The following is a 16,865-nucleotide window of genomic DNA, read 5'->3' as shown; positions in this document are numbered from 1 at the left end:
TCGTTTTATTATTCAAATAACGTTTTATTAGTATTATTTACTCAGCAATCTCATTCAGAGAAGAGCTGAGTTGAATTTAGGTTAAGTGAAATTTGACGAATATGACCATTGCGTAAGAACAAGTTTGAGCTTTCTTTCTCTGGTAACGTCAATTGATTTAAGATTTGCTGTCTCCCATCTTCCCATGTAATCGTCAATGTTGACTCTTCACGATCACTGACTTGATAAACAATGGGAACCTGACACCAAGTAAAGGCTAACCCCGATTCAGGTACTGTAATTTCTTGCCAATTATCATCAACATCCAAATAAGTAAATGGGGTTACTTCTTTAACAAACTCACATGGGCGTAGTAAATTAGTTTGAAATTGAACTGTGCCTGCTTTGACCCTAATCCCCAACTCGCCAAAACGGGCAAGGATTTCTTCTTTAACTTGTCCAGTCATCCCTGGTTGTTGAGCGCCTGCATGTTTTGGGGTATGAGAATAAGGGTCCGCAGGGAATGCACCATATTCACTCGGTGTTTTATTAAAGCCTAATCCTTCACGCACTCGGTAATACAACTTACCTAAATGGCTGCAAGTACCTTCATCTTCACCATTATCTACCGCAGTGAAAAAGTTTTCTTCTACCGCTAGTAATAACTTAGCGACCATATGCCAATAAATACAACCTAAACCTTCAAAACCAAACATGCCACCAGAACGCCCAGTAAACTCCTGATGATTAAAAACTTCTTCATAAATAGCGACTAAGGGAGATCTCGACATTTCAACTAGATCGCCATAAACACCAGACAGCGCATCTAACTGTGTCATTAAATCATCACCATTGGTTAAGTCTGCATTAAAGCGATATACGCCATCACTATCTTGCAAAATGATGCGTTCATCCTGCTCTCTAAGCATTTGCTTTAACAATGGATTTGTTTGAACTTTATTAGTATCAACACAGTTTTTTTGCAAAAAGCTAGGTAACTTTCTGTCTGGATATAGCATAAAGGTATCTTGGTCTTTACGATAAACATCGCTTTTAAACAATGCCTCTACTACAGAGATAACTTTCTCTGAGCTAAATGCTCCGGAACTTAACGCTGCCACTTGCCCTTCTAACATAGGATAAAGATCATCAATAGTTAAACTTTCCTGTTCAAAGGCAAGTAAGTTATAGGCATTATAAAGGCCATCTTCACGCTCATTGGTGTGAATAGTATGCTCAATTGCAACCAACGCATCTTCAAGCATTGACTTAATTTGCTCAATTGGTTGCAACATTTTTCCAGAGAATGCTTCTTGACTATAAATTGTTTCGCGGTATCGACTTGATGCCTGCCCTAGTTCAGATGCACATTGATAACGTTCATCAGCACTTATTGGTGCATTATTTAATAACGGACGCACTTTCTTAAATGCATTGGCCGTTTCAACGATCCAATCGTTTACTTCTTTAGAAATAATGGTCGATTCTGACTCTTTCGCTAATAGCTTTTGCAAGAAACAAACATATCTGCGTAAATAATATAAAGTCACGACAGATACCCCCTGACCCACTAAGGCATTATTGGCATCATTCCATTCAGGTCTTTGGGTATTTAACCAAATGCCTCCGTCTATCACTAAATTACCCAACTTACAAAGTAGTGGTACCATTAACTTTTCAAGCAAGTTAACTTGATAAACTTCACCACTTGAGTCGAGCATCAATTTACCATCAGCACCTATTTTGCTAACACGTTTTTCAATTCGTTCAGCTAACTCTTCATCATAAGTAACGGTGCTTTTAGCATTTTTAACTAAGGCATCAAATGGTTTTATTCTATAGGGCACATTAGCGTAACTAAACAGTGGTTGACGTAACAATTCGCTCAGTTTTTCTGAATGAAACGCTTTTGAAAGTTCCAACATTTTTTGTAAATAAATGATCTGATGATCACCCCAATAACCGATATAACTCCACGGATCATCTGGCTCTTCAACTTCCCAGTCAATTCCCTCTTTAGTAATACGGTAAGGGTTATAGCCATCAATGGTGGAAGCGTTAACGAATTTGGCTATCACATTTTCAATAAACTTAGGGTAGCTGAATGTTAACGCTTCCCAATTTTGAAAAATGTCTCGCCAATTACCTTGATAGGTCAACAAACTATTGTTGTTGTCATCTTTTAGTTTAATGGCAAATTGGTTCCATGGACGACTTGGGTCTCCATGCCTTCGACCAAAAAATATCGGCAGATATTCATAACAAAGACGTTCAAGCTGTTGATCTTCTTGTTGCTTAACCAGTGTAAGTAATTGCTCAATATTGATGCTTTCAGGCAAACATCTAAAAAACTCTTGGTGACGTAAATAAACATCACTATTAAACAAGTTAACTGTACTTGAGAAATCTTTTGACGATATTTGATAATGTTCATCAAAAGCACCACCACGCAACACATTAAACTGCACGTTAGCGTAATGGTGTACAGAAACATTTTCTTCTGCAGTTACTTGAAAGCCATCTGCTGTTGCCATAATGCGGGCTAAGCCATCAGAGCCCTGCGCAATAGACGAAAGTATGTTATTTTCCAATGTTGAGGTACTAGATAATTGACTACGCAGTTCTGTCGCTTGACTTTGGCTTTGTTCAACATTAGCAACAAATTGCCAAGTTTTATTCTTAAGCGGCTCTAGTGTTATAGTTGAATTCACTAAGAATGCTCCACGAATACCACGTTTATGTGTTTCCTGTTTTATTGGCATTCCTGTGCGAAAATTAGCTAGCTGTTCTGACGACAGTAATATTTTTGACTGCTCTAAACCTGAACAAAATACCGTGTTTGTTTTTAATGACTCACAAGGCTCTGCTCTATCAGTAATACCTGAGTAAACAGTAAAAAATGCCAATCCTGAACTTTCATCCAATTCAGTCCACTTATATGCATCAACTAAATTACTTGAATTAGTTTGCGTAAAACGTGGCGTGCCTGCAGGTAGGATATTTTGAAAACCATCAATAAGTTCAACATTTGCAGGTTTGTCTGATAAGTTCACCAATTCACATTGACGAACAAAACCATACTCTTCACTTGTCGCCCATGTGTATTTATATTTAAGCTGAAGATCATTATTTATTTCTTCAAAACAAAGCTTATTGCCCAATAAGTTTTTATATAAATTACGCGTGATTTTATAACGATTGTCATGTTCTCGGTTAAAGGGTTCCCAATTTACAATCTCGCCTTTGTGATCAACACGTAATAGCGTTTTACAACCCGTATGAAGATCACTTTCATGTATTCTATCTACTGTGATATACGGAAATAATGCTGTTTCTGGAGAAACTCTTCCGGCAGTTAATCCACCCGTTGATGATACAAATAACCAATGATCACTATTTGAAATGACACTGATAAAAAAGGGTGCCATGTTGTTAACATTATTGATGGCGTAATATCGCTCATCATCTAACATAATGAATTCACCGGTTGTTTGATTGTTATCTGTTTTACAATTTTTCATGTTAATTCCTACCTTAACTAGCGGCCTATGTGCTACTTAAATATTTAAATTAGTCAGTACAGTTTTATTCTTACGTCTGTATCTACTCGTTATTTTGTTAATGGATTCAAAGTTAATTCTTTCAAGGTAATGGTTTAAAAACTCTCACGTAGTCGACTTCCATTGATACAGGAAAAATACTGTCATCAATTGGTCCCCCAGCCGTACCCCACGAACCACCAATCGCTAGATTGAGAATAACGTGGTAAGGGTGATCAAAGGGCCAAGCCTCCCAACCAGTTGACTCGTTTGAATAAAAGAAATATGGGGTTTCATCAAAGAACACAATAATATGTTCTGGTGTCCATTCTATGGAGTAAACATGAAAAGCTTGGTCAACAGTTTCACCTTCAAAACTTGCTTTTCTTTGTTCCGAATTAACCCAATAATATGCCTTATTATGTACAGTGCCATGAATTGTTTGCATGTCGTAACCAACATGTTCCATGATGTCAATTTCACCAGAATTAGGCCAAGCATCACAAGTTGAATTTCCTTGCCAGTCTTCATCTTGTGAGCAAGTTGTTTCGTACTTGAAGGGATCACTAGGTAACATCCAAATAGCAGACCATGTGCCTTGCCCTTTAGGCAGTTTGGCTCTTACTTCAACACGCCCATATAATAAATCACCTTTTCCTTGGGAATGAATTCTGCCCGACGTGTATTTAGCATTACCATAGTCTTCTTTGTGAGCGGTAATAATAAGGTTTCCATCTTTAACCTGAACGTTTTCAAGAAGGTCAGTGTACGTTTGGTCTTCATCATTTACCTTACCAGCAGGCCAGATGTCATAGCTCCATTTGTTTGGATCCGGTTTACCTTCATAGTCGAACTCATCGTTCCAAACTAACTCCCAATCATTTGAGGTTTGTATGTCAACTGAGGTGGTGGTGGTTTTACGTACTACGAGCGCATTTAGAATAGCCTGCCCTTTAGATGCCTTTAGTTCAATATTAAGCAATCCATCAGTGACGGTGACATCATGAACAGCACGTACCAGCTCAGATTTATTTTTACCATCGCGTGCCAGTTTTATATCAAGCTCATCAATAACTAACTGCCCCTGAGCGTACACATCAAAAACGCGCTCTCCAATAGCAGGGTTTTCTGGCTCTGCAAATTTAAAAGTAACTTCATAGCTGCCATTTTCTACTGGCTGTTGTATGGTTAAATCGCCAAAGCGATAGCTTTGAAACAGAGCACTATCTTGCGATCCTTTAATTGCCTCATATATAGTGCCTTTATTGTCTCCTAACACTAAGCTGTCAGTTTGATATGTGATCCCATCAGAACCTTGATACTGCTCTCCACCGATATTAACGGCCCAGACAATATTGCGATTAAAAGCATGAGAGTTCGATTTTTCTTTAACTGCATTTTCAGTGGATAGCTGAGAAGACTGTTTAGTTGCTGGGATGGTTTTTATACTTTCCTCCGAAGTGCATGCACATAAAACTAGGATGGCTGACATTGAAAGCAAAGTGCTTTTCAAGCGATTAATGTTTAAATTTTTTTTCATTTGTTCTCAAACCTTAAACAAGTGTAAATAAACAATACATTTGTTATTTGGTATTAAATAATTACATTCAACAATAAAGTAGCCTGAAATAATGACAATCAAAACGAGTTAAAACGGACTGAGGGTGCGGTAAATACGACAAATAGTTATTTTCAGCGAGAATATATATCTAAGAAATTACTACTATGAAGCCAGTAAAATAGTCCTTTGACCCATACAATTGAAATATAAGATAAGAACAGGGCCAGTAGTTCGTTTCATCCTCCAGATAGTCCGCTTGACCGCTTTTAACTATTATTATTTCACCAACCCTGAAATTATAATTATTAGTGTTATTTATTAATGCTGATATATAGCAGGCCCAACAGCGCTAAATATTTAAACAATATGTTACCTATTGTCGATATTCCCTTAGCTAGGTCTAAAATTTAATTTATATGAAAAAAACTGATGAAACTTAATCCGTTTTATAACAAAAAAACAGCTAACATTTTTACTAAATAAAAAATTTAATATCGCTATTAATTATAGGGTTGATGATAATTCTACAGCTCTCGCCGTAAAACGCTTTAGCCAAGCTGCTTAGCATTACTGAAAGAGGTTGGGCACTTAGTGCAAATGAATTTGGTGAACACGCCAGCGAAGCAAATTAAAAACAGTACTTTGATGAAATTAAACAATGAGCTAAATCAAGCAACACCACTTTCTTCTTTTTCGAGGCATTTGATGAACCATGGAAGGGAAAGCCGGATAATTTAAAGGGTGCAGAAAAGCATTGGGGATTATTTAATGTAGATAGAACACGACAAAAAGTATTAAGTCAGTTGGATTAGTCTACATTGATCTTACAAAATGAAACCAGAACAAAGTTCTGTAAAGAAAAGTATAAAAAAGGACAGAGATGAAAACATTGTGGTTATTAGTTTTATCTTTAGTGATCTTTGGATGCACAACCTTTGGGACAAACAATACTAAAGTCGACGTAAATGTGATCTGTAAATGGGGAACACAGCAGTTTGATTTGTGCCAATACAAAAATCAGGAACAGATGATTGATGCGCTGTTACTGGCGATGGTTCTGGACGAAAAAATTGGCCAAATGACTCAGTCGGTTTGGCACAATAATGTGTCTCCTGAAACCATCCGTGATAAAGCTATCGGCTCTATCATTCATACTGAAGGCCCCACACCAGGGCCCAATGCCATGGACTGGGTCAATAAATTTAATGAATTTCAAGCGAGTGCATTGCAAACCCGTCTGGGTATTCCGCTACTGATTGCAGTCGATGCCGTTCATGGTCAAAATACCTTTGAGGGTGCGGTAATTTTTCCTCATAACATTGGTATGGCTGCCACCAGAAACCTGAACCTGATCAAGCAGGCCGCTCAAATCACAGCACTAGAAGTAGCCGGAACGGGATTTAACTGGACATTCTCTCCCTGCATTGCCATGCCGCAACATGAGCATTGGGGCCGGGTCTATGAGGGATATACTGAAGACAGAGATTTAACCACAGCGGCCGTTATCGCGTCTGTTCAGGGACATCAAGGAACGAGCCTTGCCCACCGTGATACGGTAGCAGCCACCGCAAAACATTTTATCGGTGACGGCGCCACTGACGGCGGGGTTGAAGGCGGAAATGCGATAATAACTGACCAAGTTATGCGCGAACACTATTTACCCCCATACACCGCGGCCGTTAACGAGGGCGTTGCGTCTATCATGGTTGGGTTTAACTCTTATAATGGCCATAATATGCATCAACATACTCACTTAGTCACCGATGTATTAAAAGGTGAACTGGGCTTTGAAGGCGTTGTTGTTAGCGACTGGAATGGCGGATTGCGCTTTGGAGATCCCCATACCGTTATCAACGCTGGTATTGATATAGCCATGCAACCGGGCAATCACAATGAGTTCATGGCAAAACTTAAAGCATCGGTGCTTGATCAAACTGTCCCAATGAGCCGCATTGATGATGCCGTGCGCAGAATTTTAACCATGAAATTTAACCTTGGCCTGTTTTCAGATCCCTTTGCCAAAAAAGAATTCGCCGAAAGTGTTGGTTCCCCTGCCCATCGAGCGGTTGCCCGACAAGCGGTGCGAGAATCATTGGTGCTGTTGAAAAGCGACAATGATGCATTGCCACTAAGCTCATCTGATTCGATTGCCGTGATTGGTAGCCATGGTAACAACAGTGGTCTGCAAAGTGGTGGTTGGTCTATTCACTGGCAGGGACAAGCAGAAAGTTATCGCGGGGCAACGACCATTTTTGACGGTATCAAAGCGCAAGGAACACAGGTTGAATATGCTGAACATGGCTGCTATCCGGATATGCCTGCAAGCAAAGCCATTGTGGTTGTCGGAGAAGCCCCTTATGCCGAGGCTCTTGGCGATAGTGATGAGTTATGGCTAAGTGATGCCCACAAAAAACTCATTACTGGCTGCAAAAATCTCGGTAAAAAAGTCATTGTGATACTTATTTCAGGTCGGGTCTTGGCGATTAGCGAAGATTTAGACAAGAGTGATGCGTTTATAGCAGCTTGGTTACCCGGCTCTGAAGGTGCTGGTGTTGCCGATTTCTTGTTTGCCACCAATGGCTTCAAACCAACAGGTAAGTCACCTTATTCATGGCCGGTTGCCGTGACCGATATACCACTGGCACCGAACGCAGAACATGCTTTATTTAAATTTGGCTATGGTTTACAAGATTATTAACGTCGGTAAAACGCCTTTACTTAACCAGAAATAACCAATTTAACAGAATATAACAATTTAAACTCTTGGAGAATATATGAAGTCTACTTTACCCCTGATCCCACTTGCATCAGCATTACTATTGATTGCATGCTCTGGCGAAGTAACAACTAACGAGTCAACAAAACAACAAAGCACAGTGAGCAATTGGCACGTTGATTTTTTCGATGGTTTCGATACGTTCAACCCCGACAACTGGCAAGATCAGCGCATCTGGGTTAATAATGAGACCCAATGTTATGTTCCAGACAACCAGTTTGGCACGCGTGAAGTGAGCAATGGCAGCATCAAGCTGAAAGTTATCGATACTGGCGAGAAACGCAGTTGTGATAATTTTGACAAACATGGCAAGCAACATCCGGAGACCCAATATGTTGCAGGTCGTATAGCTTCTAAAAATCTTAAGGAATTTGTTAAAGGCAAATGGACCGCTCGCTTAAAAGTCGAAAACAGTGGTCAATCCGGCATGTTCCCTGCTTGGTGGCTCCTCGGTGCTCAAAATAATGAGCCCCCCGTACAACAGCCTGATGAAAACGTGTGTTGGCCTATGGTCGGCTCGGGTGAAATTGATATTTTTGAGCATCACAGTGATGGCGGCCCAGATCATTATGCAGCACGAGCCATTAAAAGTAATGGCAAGTGTGGAGACGGTGATTGGCAAGCCCTGATGTTGGTACAAGAAGCCAAGCTAGACGAATACCATGATTATTCAGTGGAATGGGTTGGCGATGATGTTATTTTCCGCCTAGATGAAGTTGAAGTATATCGACTCCCTGGTGAAGCAGATAAACTTGCTGAGCCCTTCTTCGCCATCTTGAATTTTGCCAAGATCAATGATTCAGCCATGACAGCTAACTGGGTTATGGAAGTCGATTGGGTGAAGCACGAAGCCTGGTATTAATAGTAGCTTTTCATTAACCATGTACAGGGATACCTTTATCGCATCCCTTGATCATTTACAGGTGAATCGCCTTGTTTATGGCCGGTTGCTATTACCTATATTCTAATGGCACTGAACATGTGTTGATGTCTGCTTGTATCCATATCACCCCTCCTTTTAGCTCGGCTATTGGCACTGTCTTTTTGAGACCTCTGTTTTAGTAATATCCGACTATTCAAAAGGATTAATTTTCAGGAATTTGAATGAAACCTCTATTCGGTAAGGTTGCACTTGTTACTGGAGCAAGCCGTGGTATTGGAAAAGGTATTGCGCTTAGCTTGGGCGAAGCAGGCGCGAAAGTCTATATTACGGGAAGAACTGTCGAGGAAGGGAAATCTGCTTCATGCCTGTCCGGAACAATCCACCAGACAGTTGAAGAGGTCATTAAATTAGGGGGAGAATGTGTGGCTATTCAATGTGACCATAGCATTGATTCTGAAGTGGAAGCCGCGTTTAATCGTATTAATGCAGAGAATAAGCGACTGAATATTCTGGTTAATAATGTTTGGGGTGGTTACGAACATTATACTGATGGTACCGAATTCTGGCATGAAAAAGGATTTTGGACTGTACCAATTTCACGTTGGGACGCTATGTTTCAATCTGGAGTTCGAGCCAATTATATATCCAGCGTACTTGCTGTACCGCTATTAATGCAGCAAGACGATTCCCTTATAATTACTCTTTCATTTTTCGTCGCTCAACGTAATGACAAAGGAGTAGCATACGGTACTGCTAAAGCCGCCTCCGATCATATGGTAGCGTGTATGGCAGAAGAGTTACGAGAACATAATATTGCTGCTGTTTCTCTGTATCCTGGCCTTGTACGTACTGAGTCGGTAATGAAAGCTGCAAAGCATTTAGATTTATCCAATTCTGAATCACCACAATTTATTGGACGGGCAGTTGTAGCACTTGCTAGCGATACTGATATCATGAAAAAATCGGGACGGGTATTGGTTGCCGCAAAGCTTGCCCAAGAATATGGTTTCACTGACATCAATGGAGAGCAACCACGTCCTTTAACGGCACAAGATGTTTAGTGTTTAGATTTGGACTCAACCGGATTAGTAAATCACTGAAAACGAGTGAAAAATGCGTACTTTAATGAAATGTTAAAGCTTATATAGTTTAAGTTATTAAAAGAGAATAGAGTCATGGAACCACGTATCAGCATCATCACGTTAGGTGTAAAAAACCTAAAAAAGTCTTTTGATTTTTATACAACTCTTGGGTTTCCATCATCGAGAAAGCCTGAAGATGGTATTATTTTTTTTAAAACTAGTGGTGTGTGTTTAGCTTTATACCCTTTAGATGAACTAGCAGAAGATGTATTTCCTAGTCTTAATTCAAATCCTTCAGGATTTTCAGGTGTTACATTTGCTCACAATACTCGATCTAAAGTAGAGGTCGATTCTATATTGGAATTAGCCAAGACTGCTGGTGGTAATATCGAAAAACCAGCTCAAAATGTTTTTTGGGGTGGCTATAGTGGTTACTTTTCAGATCCAGATGGATATTTATGGGAGATAGCATTTGGTGATTGTTGGGAGTTCAATGAAGATGGAAGTCTAATCATAAAATAATGCTCTAAAAACTGGACGTCATCAATACAAAAACTAATCAACTTTAGAGCACTGAGTAGAGACTACAACGACTAAAAACCTGCACTATAATATTTTACGTTTTGGAGCGAAATTCAAATGATTTTTAAGATAAAAACTGCCTTTCTACTTTTAGCATTATTATTTTCAGTATCTAGTAACTCTCAAGCTAAAAATAATGATTTCACTTGGCCTAAAGGGAATAAATTAGCTGTGAGTCTTTCCTATGATGATGCCCTAAACAGCCAATTGGACAATGTGATTCCTGAGCTGGATAAATATAATCTAAAAGCATCCTTTTATGTCATTCCAAACTCCCCTGTGATGAATGCACGAATGGGGGAATGGAGAGCAGCAGCAAAAAATGGCCATGAACTAGGCAATCATAGTATCTATCATCCATGCAGTGCCTCACTACCAAATAGGGAGTGGGTTCAAGAACATCATGACCTTGATAATTACAGCGCCTCACAGATGGTTGAGGAACTGACAATTGCTAATACCTTTCTTAAAGCTATTGATGGTAAAACCGAACGTACTTATACCGTTCCCTGTGGTGATTTACTCATCGGTGGTGAAGAGTACCTCAGTAAAGTAAATCATCTTTTTACTGCGATTAAAGGTCACGGGGTTGATAAAAGATTTACACTTATCTGGGATCCAACAAATTCAACAGGAAAGGAACTAATTGATTATATTAAAAATATCCCTGCTGAAATATTATTAGTGAATATTATTTTTCATGGTGTGGGGGGAGATTATTTATCTGTTTCATCCGAGGCTCATGCCGCGTTATTAACTTTCTTAGCGAATAATCAGGATGCCTATTATGTAGATTCATATATAAATTTGATGAAATATGTAGGTAACATGGAATAATTATTTCATGAATGTATGCAGACTCGGGAAATTTACCCCCCTTAATATCAAGTTTTAAGTGCAACAAAAGTCATTATCGATACAAAAACCAATCAACATAATGAATTCAATTAACAGGCCGAGACCAAGCCTCAATTAATTAATTGAGGCTTAAGTATATAGTCAATATCTTCCCGCCACTCTTGCTAACATTTTATAACACCCAGTTTGTAGCCATTTCCTCGGTATAATTAACTTGATTACTAACACTCATGAAAATATAGCTATTGATACGTCTGCAAGTTTAAACCTTATAAATAGTAGCTATATACCCATTACCATTCAAGATGCATGTTTCAGAGTGCTTAAGCAATTTCAATTCAAGGCGCTGTGATGAAATAATGGTTATTCAGGAGAATATGCTCAGGATAATTGCTCCTGCATTATCTAATAAGGTACTTCCTGTACCGTCTGCATTCTCTAATAACACCATCCATGTAGCGCCATTATAAGTCACAGCAACGATGAAGTGATGTTGCTCAAGCGCTTCTATGATGGACTTAAAATCACTTTATACGTCGTTAAATAATCAAACCATAGAATGACTATGCTTAAATTATCTTCCTTGCCTAAAGTCCTTTTAATTCCCACTGAAATCCTGCATTTTGATTGGTAACGGGTATATATTACGCTTGTTGTGCTTCATTGAGCTCACCATGAATCTGCTCTACCCTTTTATTATCAAGAACATACCAACGCATCACTAAAGCTACTAGAATTGAGCCAATTGCAGGATAAAGAGTAAAGGACAATAAGATCCCTTGCTGAGTCGCCTCCGTCTGTTCAACATCGGCTTGGTAGCCATAATAAGCAAGCAACCAACCGGCAAAAGCGCCACCAAAAGCGACACCCAGCTTAATAAAAAACACCACGGCAGAATAAACCATTCCCGTAATACGAACACCAGTTTTCCAGTGGCCATAGTCAATGGTATCGGCCATTTTGGCCCATAACAATGGTGTCGCCATTTGTAAAAAGAAACTCCAAAGGAAAAACAATGCAAAGGCCATGATGTCATATTCTTTAGGGACAAAATAACTGATGACACATATGAATGCTGCGATTAATTGAAGCGTTATATACGCTTTGATCTTACAAACTTTTTTGGCCAGGGGTTGAGCCAAAGCACACCCTAAAATACTACCAATCATTCCGAGTGTAATAAACAAAGTTATATACTGTTCGAGATTAAGAACATATTTCACATAATAAATAGCTAAAGTCGCTCTTAATACTTGTCCCGTTAATAAAAAGAGACCCGCTAAGCATAAGATTCGCCACTGGTCATTTTTCCAAAGTGATCTTAAGTCATCAAAAAATGACGTTTTTTGCTCTGCGGGCGTGGAGACCCTTTCATTAGTGCCACTAAAGCATAATAAAAATAACACCACACCTAAAAGACTCATCGCCATCATGGTTAATTGATAACCTTTAGCTTTATCACCTTCACCAAACCACTCAACTAACGGAAGTGTACTGGCTGCGACAATAAGCCCGCCTAACATGCCTAAAACAAAGCGATAAGATTGCACAGAAACACGCTCAGAAGGCTCTGCTGTTAATACACCGCCTAATGCAGAATACGGGATATTAATCGCCGTATACGCAATCATAAGTAAAGTGTAGGTGGCAAAGGCATAAACAACTTTTCCATTATAGGAAAAATCCGGTGTAGTAAATGCCATGACTGAGATGATGCCAAAAGGCACCGCTAACCATAAAATATAAGGCCTAAACTGTCCCCATCGGGTTTTAGTTCTATCTGCCATAGCCCCCATTAAGGGGTCAGTAATCGCATCAAAAAGTCGAACCACTAAAAATAAAGTACCCACCAGCGCGGGAGAAAGACCAACGACATCGGTATAAAATATCAGCAAAAACATCATCACTGTTTGAAAAATGATATTACTGGCAGTATCACCTAAGCCATAGGCAATTTTTTCTCGTATTGTTAACATAAAATCTCACTTCTAATTCTTTGGTATGATGATAGTTGAATTAATGAATTCAATACTTGGGTGATATTACCATCATACTTTTTTCGGTTATTTACCATGAAAGGTAAAGCTGAAAATACTGTTGTCTTTTTATCATTATTGTCACTGTTCGCCCTGACACTGGAAGAGATTAAGCATCAAGCTGTTGTTGCTCTATTTTTCAGCAATACTGCTTAAATACTGAAACCTGCATCTTGAAGTAGCGCAGGTCTCAGTGTTCATCAACACATCAATTAGGCTTTAGAATTACAATATTGATCTAAGTATTGTTTATGCGTAGGTAGTGATTTGACCGTTTGCTCTATCGAATTTTTAATACCATTTAAAAACATGTCTTGTTCATTCGTTGACATCATATCAGCTATTGGATGGTGATTTTGTGGGGACAAACCTTGCCCTAACATGACTTGAACCCAAGAATTCTCAGCAAATAAATCCCATGGTGCTTTAAAGACATAACCATGTTCTTTAAATAACTCAATACGATGACTCAATGAACTTGGAACATCCATTTTGCTACAATAACGCCAAAAAGTTGAATCGTTTCTATTGGTAACATGGTAATGCAAAATGATAAAATCTCTAATGTATCGAATTTCTTCTTCAGATTGATAATTATATTCATTTATTACTGAGTCAGTTATCCCCATCTTAGGGAACATTTGCATCAGTCTAATAATACCTCGTTGAATTAAATGTATACTGGTAGACTCTAAAGGCTCAATGAAACCGCTTGATAAACCTAAGGCTACACAGTTTTTATTCCAATGTTTTCGGCGCTGGCCGGGGGTAAATTTAATAAATAAAGGTTTCTTTAATGTTTTACCTTCAACATTTTCAAGCAACAGTTTCTCAGCGTTTTCATCATTCAAATATTTACTACAATAGACGAGGCCGTTTCCTGTTCTATTTTGTAATGGAATCTTCCATTGCCATCCAGATTCATGGGCAATAGAACGCGTATAAGGTTTAGGCTCTTCAGTACTTTCTGTTTGCACTGCAACAGCGCGATCACATGGCAGCCAGTGTGACCAATCATCGTAGCCAGTATGTAAAGCTTGCTCAATCAGTACACCTCTAAAGCCCGTACAGTCAATGAATAAATCACCTTCTATAGTTACGCCTGAAAGCAAGGTAAGAGATTTTATAAAACCTGATTTCTCATCGATATTTACTTGCTCTATTTTACCTTCTATTCTTTTTACGCCATTTTTTTCAGATAGTTTACGTAAAAATTTTGCGTATAATGTTGCATCCATATGGTAAGCGTATTTCAAGCCACTATTTGGCAGGTGAGCGAATTTTTCATTTAGTCCAGCTTGGAGTTCTAAGCAATATTCTTCATACTTTGCCTGATAGCCTTCTTTTTTACTTCGATTGTAGAATTGTAAAAATGTTGTTGCCCAACAATCCCTACCAGTAGTGCCAAAAGAGTGAAAATATTCGCTATCGTTATCTTTCCAATTTTCAAAATTGATGCCTAGTTTAAATGTTGCGTTTACACTACTCATAAATTCAGCTTCATTAATCTTTAACATTTTATGAAATGTTAACAGAGGGGGAATTGTTGCTTCGCCAACACCAACCGTTGATATTTCATCGGACTCAACTAAGGTAATATTTAAGTTATTACCAATAAGTTTTGCTAATGCTGTTGCAGCCATCCAGCCAGCGGTTCCTCCGCCAGCAATAACAACATTTTTTACTTCTGATAGATTATTCATTTGTAATTCCTTACTAATAGCGTAAACGTTTAATTAGGTAATCTTTAAACTTTCGTAATGCTTTTTCACTTTGAGGATTGAGCATCCCTTTTGCATGTTCTGGAATGTGATCTAATGGCGTCGCTTCAAAAATATAATGTTTGAATAAATTGAACCAAATATCTTTTTTATCTTTTGGCAAGTTCCTAAGCGCCATAACGGCATAAAGCAAAGCGTTACCAGACTCATCAGTAAGATGGTCGGTGGATGACCACCAAAATGTGGTTAACAAATTAAAATGTGCTAAACCTTCAACATGGTGCCACCACATACTGGGTAAAAATAGTGCGTCACCCGCTTCTAATTCCCCAACTTGGGCATGTGCTAATGCTTGTTTGAACTTAGGGTATTTAATAAAATCGGGTTTTTTAAAGTCAACTAGGCTTATTGATTGTCCCGCAGGGGTGAAATCAAGTGGGCCAATATAAAGGTTTTCAATTTGTTCTGGTGGGAATAACGTAAAACGTCTTTTGCCATAGATATTACAGGCTATATTATTAGGTACATCGTAATGGGCAGGTATTGTACTTTCATTGCCCATCCACATATTCATAGCGGGTGATTTACCTGTTATATGAATATTGTTTTCTTTTCTTAAGTTGGGGAAGTATGCATCTACAGGTGTTGTACCCATATAATAAAGAGAAGGAGGTGTATCACCTTGGGACTTCTTTATTTGTCCAAACAAGTCTGCTAATGACATTTTATAGGCTTTGCAGTTAAGCGCTGTGAGTGCTTTGTTATAGAATATGCGCCCGTCAATATCAGGTGCTCCGCAACCAACGACTAAATCTTGGCCACTAGCATATTTCAAAAGATAACGTTGTAATGCGGTTTCAGATTCTTGCCCTTTTTTAACCATGGGCCAATCTTTAATAAAGCCCTTTAAAATAAGTGGCTGTTTTGATTCGATTATAAAAGAAGGAACATCACAAGCAGATATACCCTCTACACTGGCAATTTTTTTAAGAGTTCCTAACATTTTATTTCTCTACGTTGTTTGTAATAACTTGTTTTTTCTTTTGATTAAATCACCCATATTTAGAAGTGATGCTATTGCCATATAGAGTGGTTTTAAAAAGCCTTTCTGACTTAATTCAGCCAGCTGTTGAGATGTTAAGTTATTTAATGATTCTTCATTGATAGTATAGAATCCAGATAATCTATTATGACTTTTATCGTTAAGTTCTATATCAAAAACAAATTTTTCTAGTAAGTTATACTCATTTAAGAAGTTTAGAAAATCTTGACTCTCTGCAAAACCTTTATCTATCTCTCCCAAAACGTCGCCTATATGCTCTATAAAAGGAGTGTTTTGACCAAACTCTGTGAATATGCTCTCACCTCGTTCTTTATTAATTCTAGGACTATCGACATCAAGGTGGATAACTCTTTGTTTTTGTACATTGCCATTTATTTCTTGGTTCTGAAAACCAATTAAGAAAGGTTGTGCCTTAATTGTATGAGGAAGGTAACCACAATCCCAATCGCCATTAGTTAAAAATAAATTTTCTTTCTTTTCCAAGCCAAGTAGTGCGTATGATTGAAATTTTTCTGTTGCTTCATCTTTATGAAAAACAATAGGATAATAAGCTTGAATATCATAAAACTCATTAGGAAAGGTAAGTGTAAGCATTATATTATCGCCTAACTCAGAGCTTCTTTGTGTATCAACCTTTAAGTTTCTATGTTGTTCATTATTCAACATTTGATGATTTGACATAATTTATCTCTTTTTTATTTGAAATATTACGCATAAACAATTATCTATATACATTAAAGCATAGACATATTTAGTTTTAATTGATAAAAAACCGCCCAATGGCG

The 16,865-nt window shown here is 38.3% G+C and carries 11 protein-coding genes; 5 read left to right on the top strand and 6 right to left on the bottom strand.

Features of this window, described 5'->3' with window-relative positions:
- Window positions 1-50: 50 nt before the first annotated feature.
- Both CXF79_RS07845 and CXF79_RS07840 read right to left on the bottom strand, forming a co-directional pair.
- Window positions 51-3,500, bottom strand: coding sequence for a hypothetical protein (locus tag CXF79_RS07845; RefSeq protein WP_101154566.1), 3,450 nt, complete (start codon window positions 3,498-3,500; stop codon window positions 51-53).
- 121 nt (window positions 3,501-3,621) lie between these two features.
- A complete protein-coding gene (locus CXF79_RS07840) occupies window positions 3,622-5,058 on the bottom strand; it encodes a malectin domain-containing carbohydrate-binding protein (protein ID WP_232769110.1) in 1,437 nt (478 codons plus the stop codon).
- A 901-nt stretch (window positions 5,059-5,959) separates the two neighbouring features.
- Here CXF79_RS07840 and CXF79_RS07835 point away from each other — a divergent pair.
- The 5 genes from CXF79_RS07835 (at window position 5,960) to CXF79_RS07815 (ending at window position 11,239) form a co-directional block, all read left to right on the top strand.
- Window positions 5,960-7,777: a glycoside hydrolase family 3 protein gene (locus tag CXF79_RS07835; protein ID WP_101154565.1), complete on the top strand. Its 1,818-nt coding sequence runs from the start codon at window positions 5,960-5,962 to the stop codon at window positions 7,775-7,777.
- A 121-nt stretch (window positions 7,778-7,898) separates the two neighbouring features.
- A complete protein-coding gene (locus CXF79_RS07830) occupies window positions 7,899-8,717 on the top strand; it encodes a glycoside hydrolase family 16 protein (protein ID WP_232769108.1) in 819 nt (272 codons plus the stop codon).
- Between the two features lie 242 nt (window positions 8,718-8,959).
- The gene (locus CXF79_RS07825; protein WP_101154564.1) at window positions 8,960-9,799 is read left to right on the top strand and encodes an SDR family NAD(P)-dependent oxidoreductase; all 840 of its coding nucleotides are present in this window, start codon (window positions 8,960-8,962) and stop codon (window positions 9,797-9,799) included.
- Window positions 9,800-9,913: 114 nt separating this feature from the next.
- The gene (locus CXF79_RS07820; RefSeq protein WP_101154563.1) at window positions 9,914-10,342 is read left to right on the top strand and encodes a VOC family protein; all 429 of its coding nucleotides are present in this window, start codon (window positions 9,914-9,916) and stop codon (window positions 10,340-10,342) included.
- Between the two features lie 117 nt (window positions 10,343-10,459).
- Window positions 10,460-11,239 carry a polysaccharide deacetylase family protein gene (locus CXF79_RS07815; protein ID WP_101154562.1) on the top strand — a complete coding sequence of 260 codons (780 nt, stop codon included), beginning with the start codon at window positions 10,460-10,462 and terminating at the stop codon, window positions 11,237-11,239.
- A gap of 665 nt (window positions 11,240-11,904) precedes the next feature.
- Here CXF79_RS07815 and CXF79_RS07810 read toward each other — a convergent pair.
- The 4 genes from CXF79_RS07810 to CXF79_RS07795 all read right to left on the bottom strand — a co-directional run bounded on the left by CXF79_RS07810 (window position 11,905) and on the right by CXF79_RS07795 (window position 16,761).
- Window positions 11,905-13,236, bottom strand: a complete 1,332-nt coding sequence (locus CXF79_RS07810; protein WP_101154561.1) for a glycoside-pentoside-hexuronide (GPH):cation symporter — start codon at window positions 13,234-13,236, stop codon at window positions 11,905-11,907.
- Between the two features lie 272 nt (window positions 13,237-13,508).
- Window positions 13,509-14,999, bottom strand: a complete 1,491-nt coding sequence (locus CXF79_RS07805) for a tryptophan halogenase family protein (RefSeq protein WP_011044487.1) — start codon at window positions 14,997-14,999, stop codon at window positions 13,509-13,511.
- Between the two features lie 13 nt (window positions 15,000-15,012).
- Complete coding sequence (locus CXF79_RS07800) at window positions 15,013-16,020, bottom strand: cupin-like domain-containing protein (protein ID WP_101154560.1); 1,008 nt, start codon at window positions 16,018-16,020, stop codon at window positions 15,013-15,015.
- A gap of 9 nt (window positions 16,021-16,029) precedes the next feature.
- A complete protein-coding gene (locus CXF79_RS07795; RefSeq protein WP_011044489.1) occupies window positions 16,030-16,761 on the bottom strand; it encodes a SapC family protein in 732 nt (243 codons plus the stop codon).
- Window positions 16,762-16,865 lie beyond the last annotated feature (104 nt).

Origin of the sequence: Colwellia sp. Bg11-28, assembly GCF_002836245.1 — a bacterium.
GTDB classification, from domain to species: Bacteria; Pseudomonadota; Gammaproteobacteria; order Enterobacterales; family Alteromonadaceae; genus Colwellia; species Colwellia psychrerythraea_A.
This window is presented reverse-complemented; position numbering and strand designations above follow the sequence as displayed.